The sequence below is a fragment of the Streptomyces sp. 2A115 genome (assembly GCF_052245575.1).
In the GTDB taxonomy this organism is placed as follows: Bacteria; Actinomycetota; Actinomycetes; order Streptomycetales; family Streptomycetaceae; genus Streptomyces.
The window spans coordinates 130,539-154,515 of the sequence record NZ_JBQQCG010000003.1 but is presented as its reverse complement, the minus strand read 5'-3'; the positions used below and the strand labels follow the sequence as shown (position 1 = coordinate 154,515).

Sequence of the window (23,977 nt, the reverse complement as noted above, 5' to 3'; positions counted from 1 at the left end):
CAAACATCCGGGGTGCTCTCCGCTGTCGAGCACGCCGCCTGCCGGCGTTGCACACGCCTCCTGCGGGCCGTCTCCGCCGTTCCGGACCCGTTCCAGAGTCGCCCCGCGGCCACCCGATGAGCACCCACTGTTCGAATACGCGCCCGGTTACGGCCGCCCTCCACAGATTCCGGGACTTTCTCGCGTCCACACCCTGGGGACTGGGAAGTTGTCCAGATCGTGTCCACAAGGCGCGCCGCTGAAGGAAGATCGAGCCAGGTCAGCCGGTTGTGGATTCGTGGACGAACGATCTCCACAGCCTGTGGACGACGAGAAGATCCACAGGCTGTGCAGGAAGTTGTCCACCGATGGCCCACAGACTGGAGCCCGTTGTCCCCAGCGATCCCCGGCTTCTCCACACCGCTGTCCACTGTTCGGCAACGTGACGGGCCCTCTCACCGCGTCGAGTGAAAGGCGTCACACAAAGGTGCCTGGTTGGGCTGTGGGGAACGTGGGTAAAGCTGGGGACGGCGCTGGGGAGAAGTGCCCCGAGTCTGTGTATCGAGTGTGCAGAACTTTTCTCCGTCCACAGCGCACCCCGGTTGTCCACCGCCGCCGCCCACAGGGCCAGTGGACAAAAAATCGGCACTGACCTGCGAATACGCGGTTATCCACGGTATCCACAGCCCCTACTACTACTCCCAACTAGAGAGAGTCTGGGAATCGATTCGAAGAAGGGGCTGTGCACAACTCTCGCTCGGAGCCTCAGGTGCAGCTCGGAACGACTTGACCCCGAGGGGCACCGACTGTCAGTGCGGTGCGTCAGACTGGTCCCCGGTGTCCTGCCCATCGGTGGGCTGAGCGACACCGGGTCAGACGACGAAGGCGAAGCAGGGCGAGAGCGCCGGCAACAGACGGAGGCGGCAACGGTGAAGATCCGGGTGGAACGCGACGTACTCGCGGAGGCAGTGGCCTGGGCGGCACGCAGCCTCCCGGCCCGTCCGCCGGCGCCTGTGCTCGCCGGCCTCCTGTTGAAGGCGGAGGAGGGCGCGCTGAGTCTCTCCAGCTTCGACTACGAGGTCTCGGCACGCGTCTCTGTGGACGCCGAGATCGACGAGGAAGGCACGGTGCTCGTCTCCGGCCGCCTCCTCGCCGACATCTGCCGCGCCCTGCCCAACCGGCCGGTGGAGATTTCCACAGACGGTGTACGGGCGACGGTGGTCTGCGGATCCTCGCGCTTCACACTCCACACGCTGCCTGTGGAGGAGTACCCGGCGCTGCCACAGATGCCCTCGGCGACCGGCACCGTCCCCGGCGAGGTCTTCGCCTCCGCCGCTGCCCAGGTGGCCATCGCGGCCGGCCGCGACGACACGCTGCCCGTCCTCACCGGTGTACGCATCGAGATCGAGGGCGACACGGTCACGCTCGCCTCCACCGACCGCTACCGCTTCGCGGTCCGTGAGTTCCTGTGGAAGCCGGAGAACCCGGAGGCGTCAGCGGTCGCCCTGGTGCCCGCCAAGACGCTCCTGGACACCGCCAAGGCCCTTACGAGCGGCGACAGCGTGATCCTGGCGCTGTCCGGCTCCGGCGCGGGCGAAGGTCTCATCGGCTTCGAGGGCGCGGGACGGCGTACGACCACGCGCCTGCTGGAGGGCGACCTCCCGAAGTACCGCTCGCTGTTCCCGACGGAGTTCAACTCGATCGCCGTCATCGAGACCGCCCCCTTCGTGGAGGCCGTCAAGCGCGTGGCCCTGGTGGCCGAGCGGAACACCCCGGTGCGGCTCTCCTTCGAGCAGGGTGTGCTGATCCTGGAAGCCGGTTCCAGCGACGATGCACAGGCTGTGGAAAGGGTCGACGCCCAGCTGGAGGGCGACGACGTCTCGATCGCCTTCAACCCGACCTTCTTGCTGGACGGCCTGAGCGCCATCGACTCCCCGGTCGCGCAGTTGTCCTTCACGACGTCCACCAAGCCGGCGCTCCTCAGCGGCAAGCCCGCCGTGGACGCGGAGGCGGACGAGGCGTACAAGTACCTGATCATGCCGGTGCGCCTCAGCGGCTGACGAAGACCACAGGTCGGGGCATACATTTGAGCGGCTATGCCCACAGGTGTGCGGGAGCGTCCGGGTTTAGGCTCGGACGCAGGTACGAAAGTGCCCTCCCGCCACGTCGCTAGTGAAGGAACCACCTGATGGAGCTCGGTCTCGTCGGCCTCGGCAAGATGGGCGGCAACATGCGCGAGCGCATACGCCGCGCAGGCCATACCGTCATCGGATACGACCGCAACCCGGACCTCGCCGATGTCCACAGTCTTGAGGAGCTTGTGGGCAAACTCCAGGGGCCGCGTGTGGTGTGGGTCATGGTCCCGGCCGGGGCGGCGACCCAGTCCACCGTCGACGAGCTCGGCGAGCTCCTGGAGCCCGGTGATGTGGTCGTGGACGGCGGAAACTCGCGCTGGACGGACGACGAGAAGCACGCGGAGGAGCTCGCGGCCAAGGGCATCGGGTTCGTCGACTGCGGCGTCTCCGGCGGCGTCTGGGGCCTGCAGAACGGCTATGCGCTGATGTACGGCGGTGACGCCGAGAACATCGCCAAGGTCCAGCCCGTCTTCGACGCCCTCAAGCCCGAAGGCGACGTCGGCTCCGTGCACGCGGGCAAGGTGGGCGCGGGGCACTTCTCGAAGATGGTCCACAACGGCATCGAGTACGCGATGATGCAGGCCTACGCCGAGGGCTGGGAGCTCCTGGAGAAGGTCGACTCGGTCACCGACGTGCGCGAGGTCTTCCGCTCCTGGCAGGAGGGCACCGTCATCCGCTCCTGGCTGCTCGACCTGGCCGTCAACGCCCTGGACGGGGACGAGCACCTGGAGGGGCTGCGCGGTTATGCACAGGACTCCGGCGAGGGCCGCTGGACTGTGGAAGCCGCCATCGACCACGCGGTGCCGCTGCCCGCGATCACCGCGTCGCTGTTCGCGCGGTTCGCGTCCCGGCAGGACGACTCTCCGCAGATGAAGATGATCGCGGCGCTGCGGAACCAGTTCGGGGGCCACGCGGTCGAGAAGAAGTAGACCGGTCGAGAAGCCCGTTGATAAGCGAGAAGAAGTAATCCACAGGTCCGCTCCGCGGATCCACATCTCTGGGGGAGGTCGGCGAACGACCATGCACGTCACGCATCTGTCGCTGGCCGACTTCCGCTCGTACGCCCGGGTTGAGGTCCCGCTCGACCCGGGCGTCACCGCGTTCGTGGGCCCCAACGGGCAGGGCAAGACGAATCTCGTCGAGGCCGTCGGCTATCTCGCCAGCCTCGGCAGCCACCGTGTCTCGTCCGACGCTCCCCTCGTACGGATGGGCGCCGACCGCGCGATCATCAGAGCCAACGTCCGGCAGGGCGAGCGTCAGCAGCTCATCGAGCTCGAGCTGAATCCCGGCCGGGCCAACCGCGCCCGCATCAACAGGTCCTCGCAGGTCAGACCCCGTGACGTGCTCGGGATCGTACGGACCGTGCTGTTCGCCCCCGAGGACCTCGCGCTGGTCAAGGGCGATCCGGGAGAGCGCCGGCGCTTCCTCGACGAGCTGATCACCGCGCGCGCCCCGCGCATGGCGGGCGTGCGCTCGGACTACGACCGTGTCCTGAAGCAGCGCAACACACTCCTGAAATCGGCCGCGCTGGCGCGCCGCCACGGCGGCCGCACCATGGACCTGTCCACCCTCGACGTGTGGGACCAGCATCTAGCGCGCGTGGGCGCCGAGCTGCTCGCTCAGCGGCTCGATCTGGTCGCCGCGATCCAGCCACTGGCCGACAAGGCGTACGAGCAGCTGGCGCCCGGCGGCGGTCCTGTGGCCCTGGAGTACAAGCCCTCCTCGCCCGAGATCGTCGGCCACACGCGCGAGGAGCTGTACGAGCAGCTGATGGCCGCCCTCGCGGAGTCCCGTAAGCAGGAGATCGAGCGGGGCCTCACTCTGGTCGGCCCGCAGAGGGACGAGCTGCTACTCAAGCTTGGTGAGATGCCCGCGAAGGGATATGCGTCACACGGCGAGTCCTGGTCGTACGCGCTCGCTCTGCGCCTGGCCTCGTACGACCTCCTGCGGGCCGAGGGCAACGAGCCGGTGCTGGTCCTCGACGACGTGTTCGCCGAGCTGGACACGCGCAGAAGAGAACGTCTCGCGGAACTCGTGGCCCCCGGAGAGCAGGTCCTGGTGACGGCCGCGGTCGACGACGACGTACCGGACGTACTGACGGGAGCGCGGTACGCCGTGTCGGAGGGCACGGTGGAGCGCGTATGAGCGAAAACACACCTGAGCCGAAGAAGGCGCCCGAGCCGTCTGGCCCCGAGCCCTCCGGCGTGGACCTCGCCCGCGTGGCTCTGCGGGCCGCCAAGGAACAGGCCCGCGCGCGCGGGGACGCGGCGCGGCAGAAGAAGCAGGCGCGGCGCGGCGGCCTGCGCTCCGGCGCGCACGCCGACGGGCGCGACCCGATGGCGCTCGGTTCCGCCATAAACCGGCTCATCACCGAGCGCGGTTGGGAGACCCCGGCCGCCGTCGGCGGCGTCATGGGCCGCTGGCCGCAGATCGTCGGTGACGACCTGGCCAACCACTGCGTACCGGAGAAGTACGACGAGGACGAGCGTGTGCTGATCGTGCAGTGTGACTCGACGGCCTGGGCCACGCAGTTGCGGCTGCTCGCTCCGCAGCTGGTGGCACGCCTGAACGAGGACCTCGGCCACGGCACCGTGAGGGTGATCAAGGTGCAGGGCCCCGCTGGGCCCGCCCGCCGCTTCGGCCCCCTGCGCGCGCCCGGCAGCACAGGTCCCGGCGACACCTACGGGTGAGGCAGACCGGCCGGTATGCCCTCGGTAGCGGGGGGTTGACACCTCGAAGCGCTGAGTGCCGCTCTGCGCCTCTTTGAGCCTAGGTCCGCATATGGGGAGTCGGTGGAGACCGGTTCAGGGCGGCACATGCGGACTCAGGTACCGGCAAACCCCCATCACTGTCGGCGCTACCGGTAGACTGGAAGCTAATCCCGCCCCACTTGTGGGACACACCGAGCAACGCTGACAAAGGCTTACCAACGCAACACGCTGCAGCCGCTCCGGCCACCCGCCAGGAGCTTGGCTTGTGCTGTGCCAGAAAGGGCGCTTCGTGGCCGATTCCGGCAACCCCAACGAGAACATCCCGTCCACCGACGCCGGCGTCAACGCCGAGGCCATCACCTCGAACGGCGAGGTCATGGCCACGGCGTACGACGCCAGCGCCATCACCGTCCTCGAGGGTCTGGACGCGGTCCGCAAGCGACCCGGCATGTACATCGGCTCGACCGGTGAGCGCGGACTGCACCACCTCGTGCAAGAGGTCGTCGACAACTCAGTCGACGAGGCGCTGGCCGGCCACGCGGACATGATTGACGTCACGATCCTCGCCGACGGTGGCGTGCGCGTCGTCGACAACGGCCGCGGCATCCCGGTGGGCATCGTCCCGTCCGAGGGCAAGCCGGCCGTCGAGGTCGTGCTGACCGTGCTGCACGCGGGCGGCAAATTCGGTGGCGGTGGCTACGCGGTCTCCGGTGGTCTCCACGGCGTGGGTGTCTCCGTCGTGAACGCGCTGTCCACGAAGGTGGCCGTCGAGGTCAAGACCGACGGTTACCGCTGGACGCAGGACTACAAGCTGGGCGTCCCGACGGCTCCGCTCGCCAAGCACGAGGCCACGGAAGTGACCGGTACGTCGGTCACCTTCTGGGCCGACGGCGACATCTTCGAGACCACGGACTACTCCTTCGAGACGCTGTCACGGCGTTTCCAGGAGATGGCGTTCCTCAACAAGGGTTTGACGATCAAACTCACTGATGAGCGCGAGTCGGCGAAGGCGACGGCGGGTGCGGACGAGGCTGGTGCGGACGAGATCGCCGAGGTCAAGACCGTCACGTACCACTACGCGGGCGGCATCGTTGACTTCGTGAAGTACCTCAACTCCCGCAAGGGAGACGTCGTCCACGAGACGGTGATCGACATCGAGGCCGAGGACAAGGAGCGCATGCTCTCCCTCGAGGTCGCGATGCAGTGGAACACCGGTTACAGCGAGGGTGTGTACTCCTTCGCCAACACCATCCACACGCACGAGGGCGGTACGCACGAGGAGGGCTTCCGGGCCGCTCTGACGGGTCTGATCAACCGGTACGCGCGCGACAAGAAGCTGCTGCGCGAGAAGGACGACAACCTCACGGGTGACGACATCCGCGAGGGGCTGACGGCGATCATCTCGATCAAGCTGGGCGAGCCGCAGTTCGAGGGCCAGACCAAGACCAAGCTGGGCAACACCGAGGCGAAGACATTCGTCCAGAAGGTCGTCCACGAGCACATCAGCGACTGGCTGGACCGCAACCCGAACGAAGCCGCGGACATCATCCGCAAGTCGATCCAGGCGGCCACCGCGCGCGTGGCGGCCCGCAAGGCCCGCGACCTGACGCGCCGCAAGGGCCTGCTGGAGACGGCGTCCCTGCCGGGCAAGCTGAGCGACTGCCAGTCCAACGACCCCGTCAAGTGCGAGATCTTCATCGTCGAGGGCGACTCCGCCGGCGGCTCGGCCAAGTCCGGCCGCAACCCGGAGTACCAGGCGATCCTCCCGATCCGAGGCAAGATCCTCAACGTCGAGAAGGCGCGGATCGACAAGATCCTGCAGAACCAGGAGATCCAGGCACTGATCTCGGCCTTCGGCACCGGAGTCCACGAGGACTTCGACATCGCGAGGCTCCGCTATCACAAGATCATCCTGATGGCGGACGCCGACGTCGACGGCCAGCACATCAACACGCTGCTGCTGACCTTCCTGTTCCGCTTCATGCGGCCGCTTGTCGAGGCCGGCCACGTGTTCCTGTCCCGCCCGCCGCTGTACAAGATCAAGTGGGGCCGGGACGACTTCGAGTACGCGTACTCGGACCGCGAGCGCGACGCTCTGATCGAGCTGGGCAAGCAGTCCGGCAAGCGCATCCGCGAGGACTCGGTCCAGCGATTCAAGGGTCTCGGCGAGATGAACGCCGAGGAGCTGCGCATCACGACGATGGACCAGGAGCACCGCGTCCTCGGACAGGTGACTCTCGACGACGCCGCCCAGGCCGACGACCTGTTCTCGGTCCTGATGGGCGAGGACGTCGAGGCCCGCCGCGCGTTCATCCAGCGCAACGCCAAGGACGTCCGCTTCCTCGACATCTGAGTCGGCCTCAGCTGACTGCAGCAGAAAGGACTTTCACCCGCAATGGCCGACGAGATCACTCCGAGCATGCCTGAAGCAGAGGGCGAGATCGCTATGCGTGTCGAGCCCGTGGGGCTCGAGACCGAGATGCAGCGCTCGTACCTCGACTACGCGATGTCCGTCATCGTGTCGCGCGCGCTGCCGGACGTACGGGACGGTCTCAAGCCCGTCCACCGCCGTGTCCTGTACGCCATGTACGACGGCGGCTACCGGCCCGAGAAGGGCTTCTACAAGTGCGCCCGCGTCGTCGGCGACGTCATGGGCAACTACCACCCGCACGGCGACTCCTCCATCTACGACGCCCTGGTGCGCCTCGCGCAGCCGTGGTCGATGCGGATGCCGCTGGTGGACTCCAACGGCAACTTCGGTTCCCCGGGCAACGACCCGGCCGCCGCCATGCGGTACACCGAGTGCAAGATGATGCCGCTGTCCATGGAGATGGTCCGCGACATCGACGAGGAGACCGTCGACTTCACGGACAACTACGACGGCCGCTCCCAGGAGCCCACCGTCCTGCCGGCCCGCTTCCCGAACCTGCTGATCAACGGCTCGGCGGGTATCGCGGTCGGTATGGCGACCAACATCCCGCCGCACAACCTGCGCGAGGTCGCGTCCGGCGCCCAGTGGTACCTGGAGAACCCCGAGGCCTCCCACGAGGAGCTCCTGGACGCCCTGATCGAGCGCATCAAGGGCCCCGATTTCCCGAGTGGCGCCCTGGTAGTGGGCCGTAAGGGCATCGAGGAGGCGTACCGCACGGGCCGCGGCTCCATCACGATGCGTGCGGTCGTCGAGGTCGAGGAGATCCAGGGTCGCCAGTGCCTGGTGGTCACAGAACTCCCGTACCAGGTCAACCCGGACAACCTCGCGCAGAAGATCGCCGACCTCGTGAAGGACGGCAAGGTCGGCGGCATCGCGGACGTACGGGACGAGACCTCGTCGCGTACGGGTCAACGCCTGGTCATCGTCCTGAAGCGCGACGCGGTCGCCAAGGTTGTCCTGAACAACCTCTACAAGCACACCGACCTGCAGACGAACTTCGGCGCCAACATGCTGGCGCTCGTCGACGGCGTGCCGCGCACTCTCTCCCTGGACGCGTTCATCCGCCACTGGGTGACGCACCAGATCGAGGTCATTGTCCGGCGTACGAAGTTCCGGCTGCGCAAGGCCGAGGAGCGCGCGCACATCCTGCGCGGCCTCCTGAAGGCCCTGGACGCCATCGACGAGGTCATCGCGCTGATCCGGCGCAGCGACACCGTCGAGATCGCGCGCGAGGGCCTGATGGGCCTCCTGGAGATCGATGAGATCCAGGCGAACGCCATCCTCGAGATGCAGTTGCGCCGCCTCGCCGCCCTGGAACGCCAGAAGATCGTTCAGGAGCACGACGAGCTCCAGGCGAAGATCCGCGAGTACAACGCGATTCTTGCCTCGCCGGTCCGCCAGCGCGGCATCATCAGCGAGGAACTGGCCGCGATCGTCGAGAAGTTCGGCGACGACCGCCGCTCCAAGCTGGTCCCCTTCGACGGCGACATGTCCATGGAGGACCTGATCGCCGAAGAGGACATCGTCGTCACCATCACGCGCGGCGGCTACATCAAGCGGACAAAGACCGAGGACTACCGTTCGCAGAAGCGCGGCGGCAAGGGCGTACGCGGCACGAAGCTGAAGCAGGACGACATCGTCGACCACTTCTTCGTGTCGACGACGCACCACTGGCTGTTGTTCTTCACCAACAAGGGCCGCGTCTACCGGGCGAAGGCGTACGAGCTCCCCGACGCCGGACGTGACGCGCGTGGACAGCACGTCGCGAACCTGTTGGCCTTCCAGCCGGACGAGGCCATCGCCGAGATCCTCGCGATCCGCGACTACGAAGCGGCGCCTTATCTGGTTCTCGCCACTAAGGGAGGTCTTGTAAAGAAGACATCCCTCAAGGACTACGATTCCCCGCGCTCGGGCGGCGTCATCGCCATCAACCTTCGTGAGACGGAGAGCGGTTCTGACGATGAGCTGATCGGTGCTGAACTGGTTTCGGCAGAGGACGATCTGCTTCTGATCAGCAGGAAGGCGCAATCGATCAGGTTCACCGCTACGGACGACGCATTGCGTCCCATGGGCCGTGCCACCTCGGGTGTCAAGGGCATGAGCTTCCGTGGCGGGGACGAGCTCCTCTCGATGAATGTTGTTCGACCCGGTACGTTCGTGTTCACTGCCACAGACGGTGGGTACGCGAAGCGGACCAACGTCGACGAGTACCGCGTCCAGGGTCGCGGTGGCCTCGGTATCAAGGCCGCCAAGATCGTCGAGGACCGCGGGTCTCTCGTCGGCGCGCTGGTGGTCGAGGAGACGGATGAGATCCTCGCCATCACGCTGTCGGGCGGTGTGATTCGTACGCGGGTCAATGAGGTCAGGGAGACGGGCCGTGACACCATGGGCGTCCAACTGATCAACCTGGGCAAGCGCGATGCCGTGGTCGGTATCGCTCGTAACGCCGAGGCCGGTCGCGAGGCCGAGGAAGTCGACGGCGCGGTCGACGACTCGGACGACGTCGAGACGGTCGTCGGCACGGACGAGGACGAACAGTCCTCGGACGAGTAGCGCGAGGAGTGAGTCAACGTGAGTGGAGCCACGGGCGCCGGTTCGACCGGCACGGAGACGGACGGCGGCCGTGGCCCCGCCACGGAGGCGACTGACTCCCATGACTCTCATGGATCCCAGGGGGGAACTGTGACGGACACGCGAGGCCCACAGACGCCGCAGTACGCGGCAGGTGCGGCCCCAGGCTCGCCGGTGCCTCCGGGCTCGGCGGCGCCGTCGGCTCCGGGCTCGCCGCTGCCGGGGGAGCGGCAGCCGCAGCAGCCTGCTCAGCCGTACCACCCACCGCAGGCGTACCCGGCTCAGCCGGCGCCGTCCGCAGGCGCCGTCCGCAGGCCGCGCACCGGGGCGCGTACGACGCCCCGTACGCGCAAGGCGCGACTGCGGGTGGCCAAGGCCGACCCCTGGTCGGTGATGAAGGTCAGCTTCCTGCTGTCCATCGCGCTCGGCATCTGCACGATCGTCGCTGCCGCCGTGCTGTGGATGGTCATGGACGCCATGGGCGTCTTCTCCACGGTGGGCGGCACGATTTCCGAGGCCACGGGCTCGAACGAGTCCAATGGCTTCGACCTGCAGTCCTTCCTGTCGCTGCCGCGCGTCCTCATCTTCACGTCGATCATCGCGGTCATCGACGTCGTCCTCGCCACCGCGCTCGCCACGCTCGGCGCGTTCATCTACAACCTCTCCGCTGGCTTCGTCGGCGGTGTTGAGCTGACGCTCGCCGAGGACGAGTAAAACGTTGTCGTGCCCGCTCGGCAGGCCCCTCCGGGTCGACCGAGCGGGCAGGACGAAGCCTCCCCCGTGGGGTGGGGCGAACCCTTCGGCGAGGACGAAGAGGGCCCCGGAACTATCGATTTTGGGACTGGCCGCGTCGTGCGCTAATCTTCAGAGGTCAGCGCGCGGGACATACACCGCAGAGCGCGGCGGGGCTATAGCTCAGTTGGTTAGAGCGCATCCCTGATAAGGATGAGGCCACAGGTTCAAATCCTGTTAGCCCCACAGGTATAGATCATCAAGAGTAGGCGTTTCCCCAGGTGGGAAGCGCCTGCTTTTCTTTTGGGGCTGAGGCAGGGGCGTTGGTCCGCGTTGGCGTGAACGCGGTCGACGTCAGAAGAGCACACCTGATCGTCTTCTCCCGGATTTCTCCCGGCTCTCCCTTGGGGCCCCAGGGTCGCTCTTCGGTTTCCTGCGGTCAGCCCGCCCGCTGCAGAAGGGTCGTCGTTCCGCGTCCAGGGAAGGCGGAATGTGATGCCTGGTGGTCGCGGTTGCGGTCTTCGCGCAGAAGACGCCTGGGCGTTGGCGCAGGAAGACCCCCAACCGGCGAGGGTTGGGGGTCCTGCTTTGTGTCCGTGGTGTACGCAAGTTCGCCCGGACATGGGGTTTGCGAGGGGTGTTCGGGGTCTAGTAGAGGCGGAGTCGAGCGGAGGCTGGTCTACCTAGACTAGGGCTCGTTTACGTAGGTAGGGCTTGTCTGTCGACCTGCGTCCGGTCCGCGCATGGGGCGGCGGAGTCCGTGTGCGTCTCCTCCTCGGCGGAGGTCTCAGCCGGGTCCGCCGGTGCGCGATGGCGGCAGCTGGGTGAGGAGCCGTGGGCCTCGGCGTGGATGCGTTGCTTCATGGTGGGGGGCAGCGTACGGGCGTATGCCCATGCCCAGTGGGCGGTCGTCGGGAACGTCACGCTCGCCGTGCTGTTGCGCGGGCTCTCCGGCTGCTGTACCGGCGTGGCCGCACTGGCCGTCGTGACGAGTCCGAGCGTCGTGCACAGCGCGATGAAGGCGGTGATGACCGCGGTCCACAGCTTGATGACCTTGTTCCTGGCCATGGCCCCTCACTTTCGGGTTGGGCGATTTGCGTACTTTCCTCATGATGTGTATGAGGGCCGCGAAGTGGTGGACCTACGCCCGTGGCGCGTCGATCTTCAGATGAACACCACCCGGATGGACCCAAGAAGCCCGAAAGGTATTGGTAAGGCACAAAAAGTCACAGTGTGTGGCGGCGGACCACGCAGCGGTGGGGCCGGTGTCGTTCGGTTCTAGTGCTGTGCGCCGGGCGGGAGTTGAGGGCCGACGCAGGTCACCGATCGATATCGGTCGGTGTGTATAGTCGGGCGCCAGAAGTCTCCTACGTCAAGGAAAGACGAGGTCGCGCGGTGAAGAAGCTTCTCCTGGTCGCACTGGCCGCCATCGGCGGGCTCCTCGTGTACCGCCAGATCCAGGCGGATCGCGCCGAGCAGGATCTGTGGACGGAGGCGACCGACTCCGTGCCCACGGGTTCGTGAGTATCGACGACAGTCTCAGTACAGACCCCGGCCGCCACGCGGTCGGGGTTTTGTGTTGTTCGGGCACGGGCCGAACGCTCTCCCCACCGAGAGTCGGCGAGTCTGGGATCAGACAGTCGAGGACGTCACAGGAAGCGCTTGCGTCGGCGAAGAAGGGATGGCGCGGCTGCGGGAGGGGCAGGATGGTCGGGGCTTCGAAGGCACTCGGGACAGCGACGACGGCTGGTCTGTCGAAGCTCGACGAATGACGAGACAAGTGACGATCCGGGGCTACGACGAGGGGTGACGCGTGATGGGGCGGCGCACGGTGTGGTGGCGCGGCCGTACGGTCCTGGCCGGCGTGGCGGCGTTGCTCGCGATCGTGGCATCGGCGGGGCACACGAAGGCGGCCGGTACTCCTGACCCGTATCGTTTCGCCCCCGATGCCAAGCCGGTCGACGGCGAGACGAACGTCACCGATGCTGTGCGGCTGATGCCCGGCACGACCTACAGGAGCTCCATTCGCAACAACGGGAAGCTCTACTACCGCCTGCGGCTCGACGCCGCGTCCAACGCGTACGTGTCGGCCACCGCTGTCCCCAAGCCGGGCGCGAAAGTCGTGTACTCGGACGGCATCAAGGTGTCCGTGCAGGACTCCAACGGCCGCAACTGCTTCTCCGGGGACGCCGATGCCGCCCGCTTCGGGCCCACCGAGAGTCCGCGGCCGATCACCGCCTGGGCGTCGCGGAGGGCCGGCCGCGGCGCGTACTCCTGCGAGGGGGCGGGGACGTACTCCGTGCTCGTCGAGCGCATCAGCGGTGCCGAGTCCTCGCCGGACGACTGGGATCTGGAGCTTCAGTACGTGTCGGAGCCCGCCCTGGGGAAGACCGCTCCGACGGCCGCCCCCGAGGTCTGGAACTCCGCCTCCCCGGAAGCGCTCGACGGATCGGCCAGGACCCGCAAGGGCGGCACGAGCTTCACCGAGGCGCGCTCCCTGGCGCAGGGCGTCTGGAAGGACGGCATCCAGGCCGGGCAGACGCTCTTCTACCGCGTTCCGGTCGACTGGGGGCAACAGATCTACGCCACCGCGGAACTGGGCCCCTCGAGCGGCGACGGCTTCCTGGGCAGCGCCCTCGTCATATCGCTCTACAACCCGGTGCGCGCCTTTGTGGACGACGCCGACGCCGGATACGACGGCAAGGAGCGGCCCACCGCGCTGAAGCCACTGCCCCCGGTTGGCTACGAGAACCGGTACGACGTCGACGACCAGGTGAGCGGGATGCGGTTCGCCGGCTGGTACTACCTGGCCGTGCACCTCAGCGCGGAAATGACCGACAAGTTCGGTGCCGGGCCGTACGCGCTGACCCTGCGTGTGCGGGTGAGCGGGGCGGCAGAGGCAGCGCCTCCGTACGAAGGCGCTGCCGCGCCGCGCGACGTGTTCGACGTGACAGCGGGCGACAAGGACGCGGCGGCGAGTGGGAACGTGGCGACCGGCGGGGCCGGGAGCTCGGACGGGAACATCGCGATGAAGGCGGTGGCCGTGGGCGGGATCGGTACAGGGGTCGTGCTTGTGCTGGGGCTCGGGGTGTGGACCGTGGTCGCGCGGTGGCGGGCGAGAGTGGGAGGCGGGGCGGGGGCCGTGTCGACGGCCGCCTCGGCGTCCGAGTCCGGGGAGGCGGTCGCGCGAGAGGGCCTGGGTTCGCGGGAGTACGAGCCGCCTCGGTCCTGGTAGTTCACCAGCTCCGGATCAGATATGGGTCCCGGTCAGGACCCGGCTCGGCCCAGATTCCTCCGGCCCACGGTTCCCTCCGGCTCAGACCTGGGTCAGTGCCCAGAATCCGACCGCGAAACAGAGCAGCGCGAGCAGGAGCACCGGGACCGCCACCTTCGCGGGCGGCCCGGGCCGACGCTGCGCCCGCCTGGCGCGATGCCGCGTAACTGACTGCGGTTGAGATGGAACCCGCACGTCTCGAGCGGTGTATGAAGCAGTAGAGGCGAACGCGTACGGCTGCGACACGGGGGTCGGGGCCGAAGGGGTCGGAGCCTGGGTGGAGGGCACGTGAGTGGGTTCGTATGGCGACGGCGCCGGGGCGTAGGTGGGGTTCGGGAGCCTGAGCGACGTGGGGGGAGTGGGCGGCTGCTCGGACTGTGGTTGTGGCTGCGGGTGTGCTTGCGGGTGCTGTTGCGCTTGTGGTCGGGGCTGTGGTTGGTGCTGTTGGGCGTGAGAGGTGGAGGTCTGGGGCGGGGGTGGGGGCGGGGGCGGCAGGTGGAAGCTGCCGGTGTCCGACATGGTGGAGGGCTGTGGAGGGCCCGGGTCGGTGGTGGGCGGCGGTGGTACGTCGCCGGGAGCGGGGGCAGAGGGTACGGCGCCTTTGGAGCCGTGCGGCGGTCCGGCGCTGGTGTGGGAGCGGGGCTGGAGATGGGGCTGGAGCCGGGAGTGAGGCTGGGGCTTCGCTGGAACAGGGCGCGCGACTGGCATCGGCGTGGCAGTGCTTGTGGCGGCTTCCGGAGAGACGGCATTCGTGCGGGTCTCGGGCCAGACAGAGTCCGTGTGAGCCTCTGGGGATACGTCACTGGTGCGGGCCTCACCGGATACGGCTCCCGAGTGGGCCTCGGACGAAGTGGCGCCGCCTGGCTGCGCCTCGGGCCAGTCGGCACCTGTCCGGTCGGCCCCTGGCGATACGGCACCCACATGGGGAGGCCGCGACGAGGTGCTCGGGCCAGGCCGTTGGGGCACGGTGTCCTGTCCATGGCCCTGTCCATGGCCGGAGGTGGCCGTGAGAGGGCCTTCCGGGCCGAACCCGGGTGGGAGCGGGCCGAGTTGGTCGAATATCTCGATCAGTTCGTCGTCGGGGCCGGGCTCCGGGAGGAGCTCCCTGGCCGCGGCGAGCGCCTTGCGTGCCCCCGTGGCGGTGCGGAACCGCGTGTGTGGGTCGGGCTGGACCAGAGCGGCCAGGACCTGCCACAGAGGCTCTGGAACGCTCTTCGGGGCGCCCGGAGTGCCGTGGGCCGCGAAGAGTTCGACCAGCGCCTTGGCGTCGGGCTTGGCGCCCTCCAGGAGATAGAGGGCGACCAGGCCCACGGCGAAGAGGTCGGCGGGGAAGTCCGGCTCGGCGCCGAGCATCTGCTCGGGCGCGAAGTAACCGGGCGTCCCCACCACGTAGTTGGTCTCCGTCAGCCGTGGCTCACCCAGACGCATCGAGATGCCGAAGTCGGACAGCCGCAGCTTTGGACGGCCTGTTCCGGTCGCCTCAAGAAGGATGTTGGCGGGCTTGATGTCGCGGTGCACGACCCCCTCGGCGTGCACCGCGGCGAGCCCCGCCAGCAACTGGTCGAGCAGCGTGCAGACAAAGGTCGGGGGGAGGGGACCGTAGTCCCCGATCAGGTGGGCCAGCGAGCCACCGCCGACGAGGTCCATGGTGAACAGGACTTTGTCGTCGTCGGCGGCCCAGCTCGCGGGCGCGAGCACATGAGGATGGTCGATCCGCAGTGCCTGCTCCCGTACGAAGCGCAGCAGCGAGTGTGCGTCGCTCTGCTGCAGGACCTTGGCGGCCACATACCGGCGCCGTCGGTGATCCCAGGCGCGCCAGACGGCACCGACTCCTCCGCGTCCGATCGGGTCGACCAGTTCGTACCGGCCGGCGAAGACCTCACCCATGGTTGTGCGTCGATCCCCCTTCGGCGGTCGGTACGGCGGCCTCTTCCAGGTGCCTGGCTGCTGGCTGCCCGGCGGCCTGGCTCCCAGCGGTCGGTGGGGCCAGGCCTCCGGCCACGGGGTGTTCGGCAGCCGGGCAGTGTGCTCAGCTCTGGTGGGACTGGTAGTGGGCGACCGCGTCGGAGGTGCGGCCGGCTCCGTACACCCGGAGGAACTCTGCCAGTTCCGGGTGGGTCGGGGCGAGAGTGTCCGCTGCCTCGATGATGTCCCCCGCGGCCGCTACGGAACGCAGCAGTGACTGGATCTCGCGGACCACGCGTTTCACCGTGGGCGCGCCCGAACTGGTTGTCGACTGCGTGGTGTTGCTGAGCACCGATCCCCCCTGCGACTTCTTGATCTCGTCCATGCGTTCGGTGGCCTCGGCGGCGCTCACGCTGCCGTCGGCGACCTGACCCGCCAGGTCCTGCAGCAGCTGTACGCGCTGGACCACCGCCGGGTTGCCGATCTTGGCGCGCTGGCCGCTCATCAGCTGCGACAGCATGGGCGCGGACAGGCCGAGCACTCCGGCGAGCCGCGCCTGGTTGAGGCCGAGATCGTCTATGAGCTTACGAAAGAGCGCCCCCAATGGCTCCCCGTACCAGTTCCGCTGCAGCTCCCGGGCTCTTGCGGTTGCTTCCTGCTGTGCGGCGTCCATTCGCGTCTCCCCATCGCTTCCCCAAGTACCGCGGTTCGCTGTAGCGAACCACGTCGAGCATCTTACGGAGAGTGGTCTTGCGCGGGGACCCCCTCTTTTTTGTGGGATACCGGGGGTGACCCGGTACTCTGGTCTGCGGCGCTCGTCCCGTAGGAGATCCTTCTGGCGGACGCTCCCCTTCCGGGGCCTTAGCTCAGTTGGTAGAGCGCTGTCTTTGCATGGCAGATGTCAGGGGTTCGACTCCCCTAGGCTCCACTCGACGAACCCCCTCCGGCCAGCTTTTACGCAGGCCGGATGGGGTTTTCGTGCGTTGTGTGGGGCATGGACCGTGGGCGGGGATCGCCCCTTCACGGGCTCTCGGGTTTCTCGGATGTCTTGCAGTGAGGCCGTGTGTATCGCCCGCCGGGTGCTTTCGATTCGAAGTACTTTCACGGCGGCTTCCGCTCCGCGCCGGATTGAGCAACAGGGGCGAGGTGACCAGGAATTGAGGGTCTGCCTGGGGTGGCGTGGCCTCGTCAATCTCTGGCGGTCCCGCCTCGCCTGTGCGCGGGAGGCCCATGGGTGGCTTGTGCGGTGATGTGCGTCACAGGGGGTTTGTCGCGATCTTTGCGATTGTTTGCGCAAAGGGGCGCTCGCTGTCGAGGCGGTGCGGTCGCTGCGCAGGTGGCCGAGGTGGCGTGAGGGTGGCACGCGGGAGTCGTGAAGGCTTGTGTGAGCTGGTGTGAACAGAGATTCGTAACCAGAACGCTGCGCTCCGTTAAGAAAGTCAGCATGAGCGTTGCACACCTGGCACGTTGCAAACGTCATCGTGGACGGAGGGCGTAAACAGACGCGCTCCCGAGGCCGCCTGGGGTGCGACGAGGCCTCGCCTTCCGCAAGGAGAGGCAAAACTGCACGTGACGATCGACGTTGCCGGCGATGTGATCCTGGCGGTGCTCGTCCTGCGGGTGTTCGGCCGTGACGCCGTCACCCTGCTGCGCCGAGTGGCCGCGGCCGGAGTGCGGGCAGGCATCAGTGAGATGCGACGCGAGCGCAGCACAAAGGGGCGGACGTGAGCCAGGACCTTCCCCGATACGCGACCGGCGCCCGGCCGATGAAGAAACTGCCGCTGGATTTCGAGGCCTTCCACCGGATGTACCGGCCGATCTACGTTCACTGGGCGGAGATCCGGCTGGGCAGCAGGGCCGATGCCGAGGAGGCGGTCGACGCATCCTTCGAGAAGTTGCTCAAGGCATGGGCGGCCGTGCTGGCCAAGGAAAACCCATCCGCGTACGCCTGGCGAGTACTCAGGCACACCACCATCGATCTCTCCCGGGCCCGTGACCGACGTCCCGCGCTCATAGGCGAGGCCGCCTTCGAGACGGTGGCCCTGAGCCGGGCGGTCGATCCCATCGGCCAGTTCGAGGAGAGCCTCAGTCTCTACCAGGCGATCGGACAGCTGCCGCCGCGTCAGATGGACGTGATGCTCCTGCAGTTCGGCCATGGCTTCACCGTCGAGGAGGTGGCGGCCGCGCTAGGGATCACTCCGGCCGGCGTACGCTCCACCGTCCGCCATGCCAGACGACGGCTGGAGCACGCGTACGGCGTGAAGAGGCGTCTCGAGGCCGCGCAGAGCGGAAGCGAGAGCGAGGAAGGGCATGCCGATGACGTCGCACATTGACGAACTGCTCGCCCGGGCCAGGCTGCGGCGCGAGCCCTACACCGAGGCGGACATCGACGCGGCGGCCGTCCGCCTGGCTGTCCGCGCGGCCGCGCCGTACGATCCGCCCGAGGAGTCCTCATGCGCCGCGCCGCACGCCCATTTCGACCGTGGCTCGTTCGGTGGCGACGGTTCGGTCCACGGGAGCGTCACCGACGGCGGACCGGGCGAAGAAGCCCTGGCCGGCGAGACCTCGGTGGACGAAAGCCGAGTGGACGAAAGCCCGGTGGACGAAAGCCCGGTGGACGAGAACTCCGTGGACGAGACTTCCGCTGCCGACGATCTGCAGACTCTCTGCCAGACGGTGATCACTCACACCCGAGCGCTCGCCGACCTCAAGCTGTTCCTCGCCCGGGCGCTGCCCGAACCGTCCGGGGCCCGTGTCCTCGGGTGCATGCTGCAACTCTCCGAGCGCGAGGAGTCGGCCCGTTTCTGGTGGCAGTACGCGGCCGGGGCCGGCGACCCCGCCGCCAGCTACTGCCTCTACCTGCACCACAGGGCCCTGGGCGAGCACGGAGCGGCCGACTGGTGGCACACCCAAGCCGACGCCGTCGCCGACGGAGAGCCGGAACCCGAAGTCGCGATCACCACCACGCTGCGCATCCTGCGGGCACTCAAACCGGACGACTCACCCGTACCCGAGCCGGTCAACGCCGTCCTGCACTACGTGCCGGCGGCCGTCGCCTACGTGGACGACGACCTGGATCTGCCCCTGCCCGACCCCGACTTCACCGACCGCATCCATGCCCTCACGGCCACGACCCCCGTCCCTCCGAATTCTCCGACTCAGACTCCGACCGCACCCGCCAGCGGTGTGCCGGACGCCGCTCGCCGTCCCTGCAAGCGCAAGCCCCTGCCGGAACGCAGGCGCACCCGCCGCACAGCGACCGGTTCCACGTAGGGCCTCTATGCAAGGCGGGCTTCACGCGAAGCCAGTCCCACGCGAAGCCGGTTTCACGTGAAACATCGCTGTGGGGTGGGAGACCTCCTAGGCCTCCCACCCCACAGCGCTCCTGATATCCAGCGGCAGCGTCACCGCGGCAGCCACCGCAGCTGCGGCAACCGCGTCCGGTGCCTCCAACGCATCAGCCGCGATCGTCGCGGTCCGCCGCCTCCGCCTCGGCCTGCTTGGCCTGGACCTCGGGATCGAGTTCGTCCTGGCCGCTACCTTCGACCGAGGCCAGACGGCCGCTCTCCGGAACCTCTGTGGCGGCGGGCGGCTCGACCAGCCAGTCGGGATTGGCCTGCTTGTCCCACCACTTCCACGCGGCGAAGGCGCCGCCGGCCAGGATGCCCAGAGCAGCCAGTCCCTTGGCGACGCGGCCGATCTTGGCCCGCCGCTCGTGCTTGCGGACCAACTTCTCGATCTCCTTGGCCGAGACTTGGCCGCGCAGCGCCGCCAGCGCCGCCGCCCTGCGGTTCGCGGCTTCCTCGCGGACGGGTCCGGCCGCGGCCCTGGCCTGCTCGATCCTCGGCCGGGAGTAGACCGCCGCCTGCCGGGCAGCCTTGCGAGTGCGGACGGCCGCCTCGTGCGCGGCATGGTCGACCTTCGGCGGCACATGGGTACGCGCCTGCTCCAGGCGCGGGGCGAGATGGGCGTCGTACTGCGTACGTGCCTGTTCAGCGGCCTGGTGGGCGGCAGACGACACCTTCGGCGCCAGGCGCACGCGTGCTTCGTGCGCGTAGTGAGTGGCTCGGTCCTTGGTCGTGTCGGCGTAGGGCGCCACCACTTCCGCGGCGTGGCGCACGCTGTCCCTCGCCGACTCGGCCGCTGTGCGCACGCTGTCCTTGCGGGTCACGGGATCCTCCTCCTCGGTGGCGTACGTGGGGGTACGGGGTCATCCCCCAGAAAGTCACAGTTCACCTTTCCACCCTTAACGGGATCATGCCTGTCGGAGCACTCCGGGGCATGCGAGGGCGGGCATCCGGGTCATGAGTGCCGACTCCGGGTGTACTCGGGCAATAGCTGATCAATACGGTGCAACAGGAGCTTGCGACGACAATGCCATGGATCCTCGGACCGCGCGCCTGTTTGGTACGAAGCGGGCCGGAAGGGCGGCGGCGGAAGACGGGCGGCGCGGTCCGTGCGAGGATCGGGGTGTCACAAAGGACAACGGAAGGCAGATCGTGGCTGAGCAGCTTTACGCCACCCTGAAGACCAACAACGGCGACATCGAAGTGCGGCTCCTGCCGAACCACGCGCCCAAGACTGTCCGGAACTTCGTCGAGCTCGCCAAGGGCGAGCGTGAGTGGGTCAACCCGGAGACGGGTGCGAAGACCACGGACAAGCTCTACGACGGCACGGTCTTCCACCGGGTGATCAGCGGATTCATGATCCAGGGCGGTGACCCGCTGGGCAACGGCACCGGCGGTCCCGGCTACCAGTTCGAGGACGAGTTCCACCCGGACCTCGCCTTCGACAAGCCGTACCTGCTGGCCATGGCCAACGCCGGCCCGGGCACCAACGGCTCGCAGTTCTTCATCACCGTCTCCCCGACGGCGTGGCTGACCCGCAAGCACACCATCTTCGGTGAGGTCACCGACGCGGCCAGCCAGAAGGTCGTGGACGCCATCGCCTCCGCGCAGACCAACCCGCGCACCGACCGCCCGGTTAACGACGTGGTCATCGAGTCGGTCGTCGTCGAGACCCGCTAGGGACGCACCCCAAGAGGGAACCAAACGCCCCGCCCATCCGTAAGGATGAGCGGGGCGGTGCGTTGCGTATGAAGAATGAGGGGACCCATGGATCAGGCGCCAGGCAGCCCGCAGGGACCGCAGGACGCCGCGAGCCTGCCCACCTGCTACCGGCACCCTGACCGCGAGACCGGCATCCGGTGCACTCGCTGCGAGCGCCCCATCTGCCCCGAGTGCATGATCAGCGCCTCGGTCGGCTTCCAGTGCCCGGAGTGTGTGCGGGACGGATCCGGCACGGGGCACGCGCCGAGCGCTTCCCAGCCCCGCACCCTCGCCGGCGGCACGGTCACCGCGGATCCCCGGCTCATCACCAAGATCCTCCTCGGGCTCAACCTCGCGCTCTTCCTGGTCCAGCTCTCCGTGGGCGACCGCTTCACCGACAGCTTCGACCTCATCGGCCGCGCGTACGTGCCGCTCCTCGGAGGCATCGAGGGCGTCGCGGAGGGACAGTGGTACCGGCTGGTCACGGCGATGTTCCTGCACGGCAGCTATATCCACATCGCCTTCAACATGCTCAGCCTGTGGTGGCTCGGCGGCCCCCTGGAGTCAGCCCTCGGCCGCGTTCGTTACCTCGCGCTGTACGGAGTCTCCGGCCTCGCCGGGAGCGCGCTCACGTATCTGATCGCCGAGCCGAACCAGCCGTCGCTCGGCGCCTCCGGAGCGATCTTCGGGCTGTTCGGTGCGACCGCCATCCTCATGCGCCGACTCAACTACGACATGCGTCCGGTCATCGCCCTGCTGGTGATCAACCTCATCCTCACCTTTGGGTGGTCCAACATCGCGTGGGAGGCCCACATCGGCGGCCTCGCCGGCGGCGTCCTGATCGGCTACGCGATGGTCCACGCCCCCCGTGAGCGGCGGGCCCTGATCCAGTACGGCGTCTGCGCGCTGGTATTGATCGCGGTCGTGGTCATGACACTGGTGAGGACCTCGCAGCTCACGTGAGCCAGGCGTTGTCCACAGACTGTGCCGGATCTTGTGCATAGTGTGCGGGAACAAGTGTGCCCCCTGTCGCTGACCTGGGTTTCCCCAGGCAGGACAGGGGGCGAACGCACTTCCGGATCCCGGTAGGTCAGTCACACCGGCGTCAACGTCGGGCGAGTTATCCACAGATCGTCGTTCTTTTTCCACCCCTGTGGAAACGGCTGTGGATAACTCAGTGGATAGCTCGGGGCAGAACTACGTGCACCTGGGTGTCGACCGCTGTTACTTCCACTGCGTGGATACGCCGAATCCCGCCGCGATGAAGCCGAAGCCGACGACGATGTTCCAGTTTCCGAGCGCGTCGATCGGCAGCGAGCCGTCCGTCACGTAGAAAACGACGATCCAGGCGAGGCCGATGAGGAACAAGGCCAGCATGACCGGGGCGACCCAGCCACGACTGTTCAGTTTGATGGCGGTCGCCTGCTTCGCCGGGGGCGGCGTGTAGTCGGCCTTCTTGCGGATACGTGACTTCGGCACGAGGGTCTCTCCTGTCGATGCGCTGCGTGGCCGCGCAGGGAACGTGGGCTGGCTCCGGGGCAGCGTACAAGGGGACTCTTAGCGCTCCCCCGGGCGTCCGTTAGCGTAGTGCTTCCGCGGCGCCGAAGGAGATAAGGGTACGTTGAGCAATTCTGCCGACTTCCCACAGCCAGGTTCCAGCCCTGACCGTATCCGGCGTTTTCGGCCGGTACGGGTGCTGACCGTGGCTGTGTTCGCCCTGGCCGGGCTGATCTTCTTCACCAGCTTCGACACGGCCAAGGGCACCAATATCAGGACGGATGCCTCGCTTCTGAAGCTCTCCGACCTGGTTCAGGAGCGCAGCCACAAGAACGGCCAGCTGGACGAGAGCAACGGATCGCTGCGGAACGACGTCGAGGCCCTCGCCGAGCGGGACAACGGCAGCACGAAGGCGGAGGAGGCCAGGCTCGCCGCCCTGGAGAAGAACGCGGGCACCCAGAAGCTCAAGGGCAAGGCCCTCACGGTCACCCTCGACGACGCGCCTCCGAACGCCACCGCGAAGCTCCCCGGCTACCCCGAGCCGCAGCCCGACTACCTGGTCATCCACCAGCAGGACCTGCAGGCCGTGGTCAACGCCCTGTGGCAGGGCGGCGCCGAGGGCATCAAGGTCATGGACCAGCGGCTGATCTCCACCAGCGCCGTCCGCTGCGTCGGCAACACCCTGATCCTTCAGGGCCGCGTCTACTCGCCCCCGTACAAGATCCAGGCGGTCGGCGACCCGGACAAGCTCCAGAAGGCCCTCTCGGCCTCCTCGGCGATCCAGAACTACATGGTGTACGTCAACGTCTACGGGCTCGGCTGGAAAGTCGATGAGGACGAGACGGTGACTCTTCCCGGCTACTCGGGCACAGTGGATCTCCACTACGCGAAGCCTGTGGAGTAGGAAAGCCGTGGCGTAGGAAGCCCGTGGAGTAGTTGGAGTAGCTGCCGCTGGGGGGACCTTGTGTCAGTGCGAGTGGTCGTCAGGACGATCAGTGAGTTGTGCATCACCGTCGGCACCTTGATCGTGCTCTTCGTCGTCTACGTGCTGTTCTGGACGGGCCTGAAGGCCGACGGTGCGATGGACGACCAGGTCGCGCTGCTTGAGGAGCAGTGGTCGAAGGGTTCCGTGGCAGCCGAGTCCGAGGCCCCCACGAGCGAGCCCACCGCTGATGATCCCGAGCCGCCGGCCCCGTACAAGGACGGCAAGCCCTTCGCTGTCATGTACATCCCGCGGCTTGGTTTCACGTGGAACAAGCCCGTGCTGGAAGGCACGAAGACCAACACCCTCAAGAAGGGCCTCGGCCATTACGCGAGCACCGCGCAGCTCGGCCAGGAGGGCAACTTCGCCGTCGCCGGCCATCGCCGCACGTACGGGGACCCGTTCAAGGACTTTCCTCGGCTGCGCCCAGGTGACGCGGTGGTGCTGACCGACGGCACGACGTGGTTCTCGTACCGCATCGACACCAAGCCCTACAAGACGCTCCCCACCGACACGGCGGTCATCGACCCCGTGCCGGAGAAGTCCGGGTACACGAGGGAGGGCCGCTATCTGACGCTGACGACCTGTGAACCGGAATGGGGCAGCAGCCACCGGCTGATCGTCTGGGCCCACCTTGATGCCACCCAGCCCGTAGAGGCTGGGAAACCGGAGGCACTACGCCGTTAGTCTGGTCGTGTACGGCGTGAGTCGG

21 protein-coding genes and 2 tRNA genes are annotated in these 23,977 nt (G+C 67.6%); 18 read left to right on the top strand and 5 right to left on the bottom strand.

Features of this window, described 5'->3' with window-relative positions; translation table 11 throughout:
* Window positions 1-908 precede the first annotated feature (908 nt).
* The 8 genes from dnaN to ACTWQR_RS03790 all read left to right on the top strand — a co-directional run bounded on the left by dnaN (window position 909) and on the right by ACTWQR_RS03790 (window position 10,805).
* Window positions 909-2,039 carry a DNA polymerase III subunit beta gene (dnaN, locus tag ACTWQR_RS03825; protein ID WP_165259156.1) on the top strand — a complete coding sequence of 377 codons (1,131 nt, stop codon included), beginning with the start codon at window positions 909-911 and terminating at the stop codon, window positions 2,037-2,039.
* A gap of 128 nt (window positions 2,040-2,167) precedes the next feature.
* Complete coding sequence (gnd, locus tag ACTWQR_RS03820; protein ID WP_443225427.1) at window positions 2,168-3,043, top strand: phosphogluconate dehydrogenase (NAD(+)-dependent, decarboxylating); 876 nt, start codon at window positions 2,168-2,170, stop codon at window positions 3,041-3,043.
* A 91-nt stretch (window positions 3,044-3,134) separates the two neighbouring features.
* Complete coding sequence (gene recF, locus ACTWQR_RS03815) at window positions 3,135-4,259, top strand: DNA replication/repair protein RecF (RefSeq protein ID WP_443225426.1); 1,125 nt, start codon at window positions 3,135-3,137, stop codon at window positions 4,257-4,259.
* Entirely contained in the window at window positions 4,256-4,804 is a 549-nt protein-coding gene (locus ACTWQR_RS03810; RefSeq protein WP_443225425.1) for a DUF721 domain-containing protein, read from the top strand. The genes recF and ACTWQR_RS03810 overlap by 4 nt, the downstream gene beginning before the upstream one ends.
* A gap of 286 nt (window positions 4,805-5,090) precedes the next feature.
* Window positions 5,091-7,178, top strand: coding sequence for a DNA topoisomerase (ATP-hydrolyzing) subunit B (gyrB, locus tag ACTWQR_RS03805; RefSeq protein ID WP_443225424.1), 2,088 nt, complete (start codon window positions 5,091-5,093; stop codon window positions 7,176-7,178).
* A gap of 42 nt (window positions 7,179-7,220) precedes the next feature.
* On the top strand, window positions 7,221-9,809 hold the full coding sequence (gene gyrA, locus ACTWQR_RS03800) for a DNA gyrase subunit A (RefSeq protein ID WP_443225423.1): 2,589 nt from the start codon (window positions 7,221-7,223) through the stop codon (window positions 9,807-9,809).
* An 18-nt stretch (window positions 9,810-9,827) separates the two neighbouring features.
* Window positions 9,828-10,541, top strand: coding sequence for a DUF3566 domain-containing protein (locus tag ACTWQR_RS03795; RefSeq protein WP_443225422.1), 714 nt, complete (start codon window positions 9,828-9,830; stop codon window positions 10,539-10,541).
* 190 nt (window positions 10,542-10,731) lie between these two features.
* Window positions 10,732-10,805 (top strand) — tRNA-Ile (locus tag ACTWQR_RS03790).
* Between the two features lie 453 nt (window positions 10,806-11,258).
* Here the strand turns inward: ACTWQR_RS03790 and ACTWQR_RS03785 are convergent.
* Window positions 11,259-11,627: a DUF6344 domain-containing protein gene (locus ACTWQR_RS03785; protein WP_443225421.1), complete on the bottom strand. Its 369-nt coding sequence runs from the start codon at window positions 11,625-11,627 to the stop codon at window positions 11,259-11,261.
* Between the two features lie 327 nt (window positions 11,628-11,954).
* On the opposite strand from ACTWQR_RS03785, the gene ACTWQR_RS03780 reads away from it, so the two are divergent.
* Both ACTWQR_RS03780 and ACTWQR_RS03775 read left to right on the top strand, forming a co-directional pair.
* Entirely contained in the window at window positions 11,955-12,083 is a 129-nt protein-coding gene (locus tag ACTWQR_RS03780) for a DLW-39 family protein (RefSeq protein WP_003999697.1), read from the top strand.
* A gap of 292 nt (window positions 12,084-12,375) precedes the next feature.
* Window positions 12,376-13,794: a hypothetical protein gene (locus ACTWQR_RS03775; RefSeq protein WP_443225420.1), complete on the top strand. Its 1,419-nt coding sequence runs from the start codon at window positions 12,376-12,378 to the stop codon at window positions 13,792-13,794.
* Between the two features lie 81 nt (window positions 13,795-13,875).
* Here the strand turns inward: ACTWQR_RS03775 and ACTWQR_RS03770 are convergent, their stop codons facing one another.
* Window positions 13,876-15,720, bottom strand: coding sequence for a serine/threonine protein kinase (locus ACTWQR_RS03770; protein ID WP_443225419.1), 1,845 nt, complete (start codon window positions 15,718-15,720; stop codon window positions 13,876-13,878).
* A 142-nt stretch (window positions 15,721-15,862) separates the two neighbouring features.
* The gene (locus ACTWQR_RS03765) at window positions 15,863-16,411 is read right to left on the bottom strand and encodes a helix-turn-helix domain-containing protein (RefSeq protein WP_443225418.1); all 549 of its coding nucleotides are present in this window, start codon (window positions 16,409-16,411) and stop codon (window positions 15,863-15,865) included.
* Window positions 16,412-16,593: 182 nt separating this feature from the next.
* Between ACTWQR_RS03765 and ACTWQR_RS03760 the strand changes: the two genes are divergently transcribed.
* From ACTWQR_RS03760 to ACTWQR_RS03745, 4 genes are all read left to right on the top strand, one after another.
* Window positions 16,594-16,666: transfer RNA gene (locus tag ACTWQR_RS03760), tRNA-Ala, on the top strand.
* Between the two features lie 641 nt (window positions 16,667-17,307).
* On the top strand, window positions 17,308-17,466 hold the full coding sequence (locus tag ACTWQR_RS03755; RefSeq protein WP_443225417.1) for a hypothetical protein: 159 nt from the start codon (window positions 17,308-17,310) through the stop codon (window positions 17,464-17,466).
* The gene (locus ACTWQR_RS03750) at window positions 17,463-18,071 is read left to right on the top strand and encodes a sigma-70 family RNA polymerase sigma factor (protein ID WP_443225416.1); all 609 of its coding nucleotides are present in this window, start codon (window positions 17,463-17,465) and stop codon (window positions 18,069-18,071) included. Before ACTWQR_RS03755 ends, ACTWQR_RS03750 begins: the two co-directional genes overlap by 4 nt.
* A complete protein-coding gene (locus ACTWQR_RS03745; protein WP_443225415.1) occupies window positions 18,055-19,011 on the top strand; it encodes a hypothetical protein in 957 nt (318 codons plus the stop codon). Before ACTWQR_RS03750 ends, ACTWQR_RS03745 begins: the two co-directional genes overlap by 17 nt.
* Before the next feature lie 184 nt (window positions 19,012-19,195).
* On the opposite strand, the gene ACTWQR_RS03740 is transcribed toward ACTWQR_RS03745, so the two are convergent.
* Window positions 19,196-19,909, bottom strand: a complete 714-nt coding sequence (locus tag ACTWQR_RS03740) for a DUF5324 family protein (RefSeq protein ID WP_443225414.1) — start codon at window positions 19,907-19,909, stop codon at window positions 19,196-19,198.
* Between the two features lie 328 nt (window positions 19,910-20,237).
* On the opposite strand from ACTWQR_RS03740, the gene ACTWQR_RS03735 reads away from it, so the two are divergent.
* The gene (locus ACTWQR_RS03735) at window positions 20,238-20,765 is read left to right on the top strand and encodes a peptidylprolyl isomerase (protein WP_443225413.1); all 528 of its coding nucleotides are present in this window, start codon (window positions 20,238-20,240) and stop codon (window positions 20,763-20,765) included.
* Between the two features lie 87 nt (window positions 20,766-20,852).
* A complete protein-coding gene (locus ACTWQR_RS03730; RefSeq protein ID WP_443225412.1) occupies window positions 20,853-21,749 on the top strand; it encodes a rhomboid family intramembrane serine protease in 897 nt (298 codons plus the stop codon).
* A gap of 261 nt (window positions 21,750-22,010) precedes the next feature.
* Here the strand turns inward: ACTWQR_RS03730 and crgA are convergent, their stop codons facing one another.
* Window positions 22,011-22,265, bottom strand: coding sequence for a cell division protein CrgA (gene crgA / locus ACTWQR_RS03725; RefSeq protein WP_443225411.1), 255 nt, complete (start codon window positions 22,263-22,265; stop codon window positions 22,011-22,013).
* 142 nt (window positions 22,266-22,407) lie between these two features.
* Between crgA and ACTWQR_RS03720 the strand changes: the two genes are divergently transcribed.
* Together ACTWQR_RS03720 and ACTWQR_RS03715 are read left to right on the top strand one after the other, a co-directional pair.
* The gene (locus ACTWQR_RS03720; protein WP_443225410.1) at window positions 22,408-23,187 is read left to right on the top strand and encodes a DUF881 domain-containing protein; all 780 of its coding nucleotides are present in this window, start codon (window positions 22,408-22,410) and stop codon (window positions 23,185-23,187) included.
* A 66-nt stretch (window positions 23,188-23,253) separates the two neighbouring features.
* The gene (locus ACTWQR_RS03715; RefSeq protein WP_443225409.1) at window positions 23,254-23,952 is read left to right on the top strand and encodes a class E sortase; all 699 of its coding nucleotides are present in this window, start codon (window positions 23,254-23,256) and stop codon (window positions 23,950-23,952) included.
* Window positions 23,953-23,977: the final 25 nt, after the last annotated feature.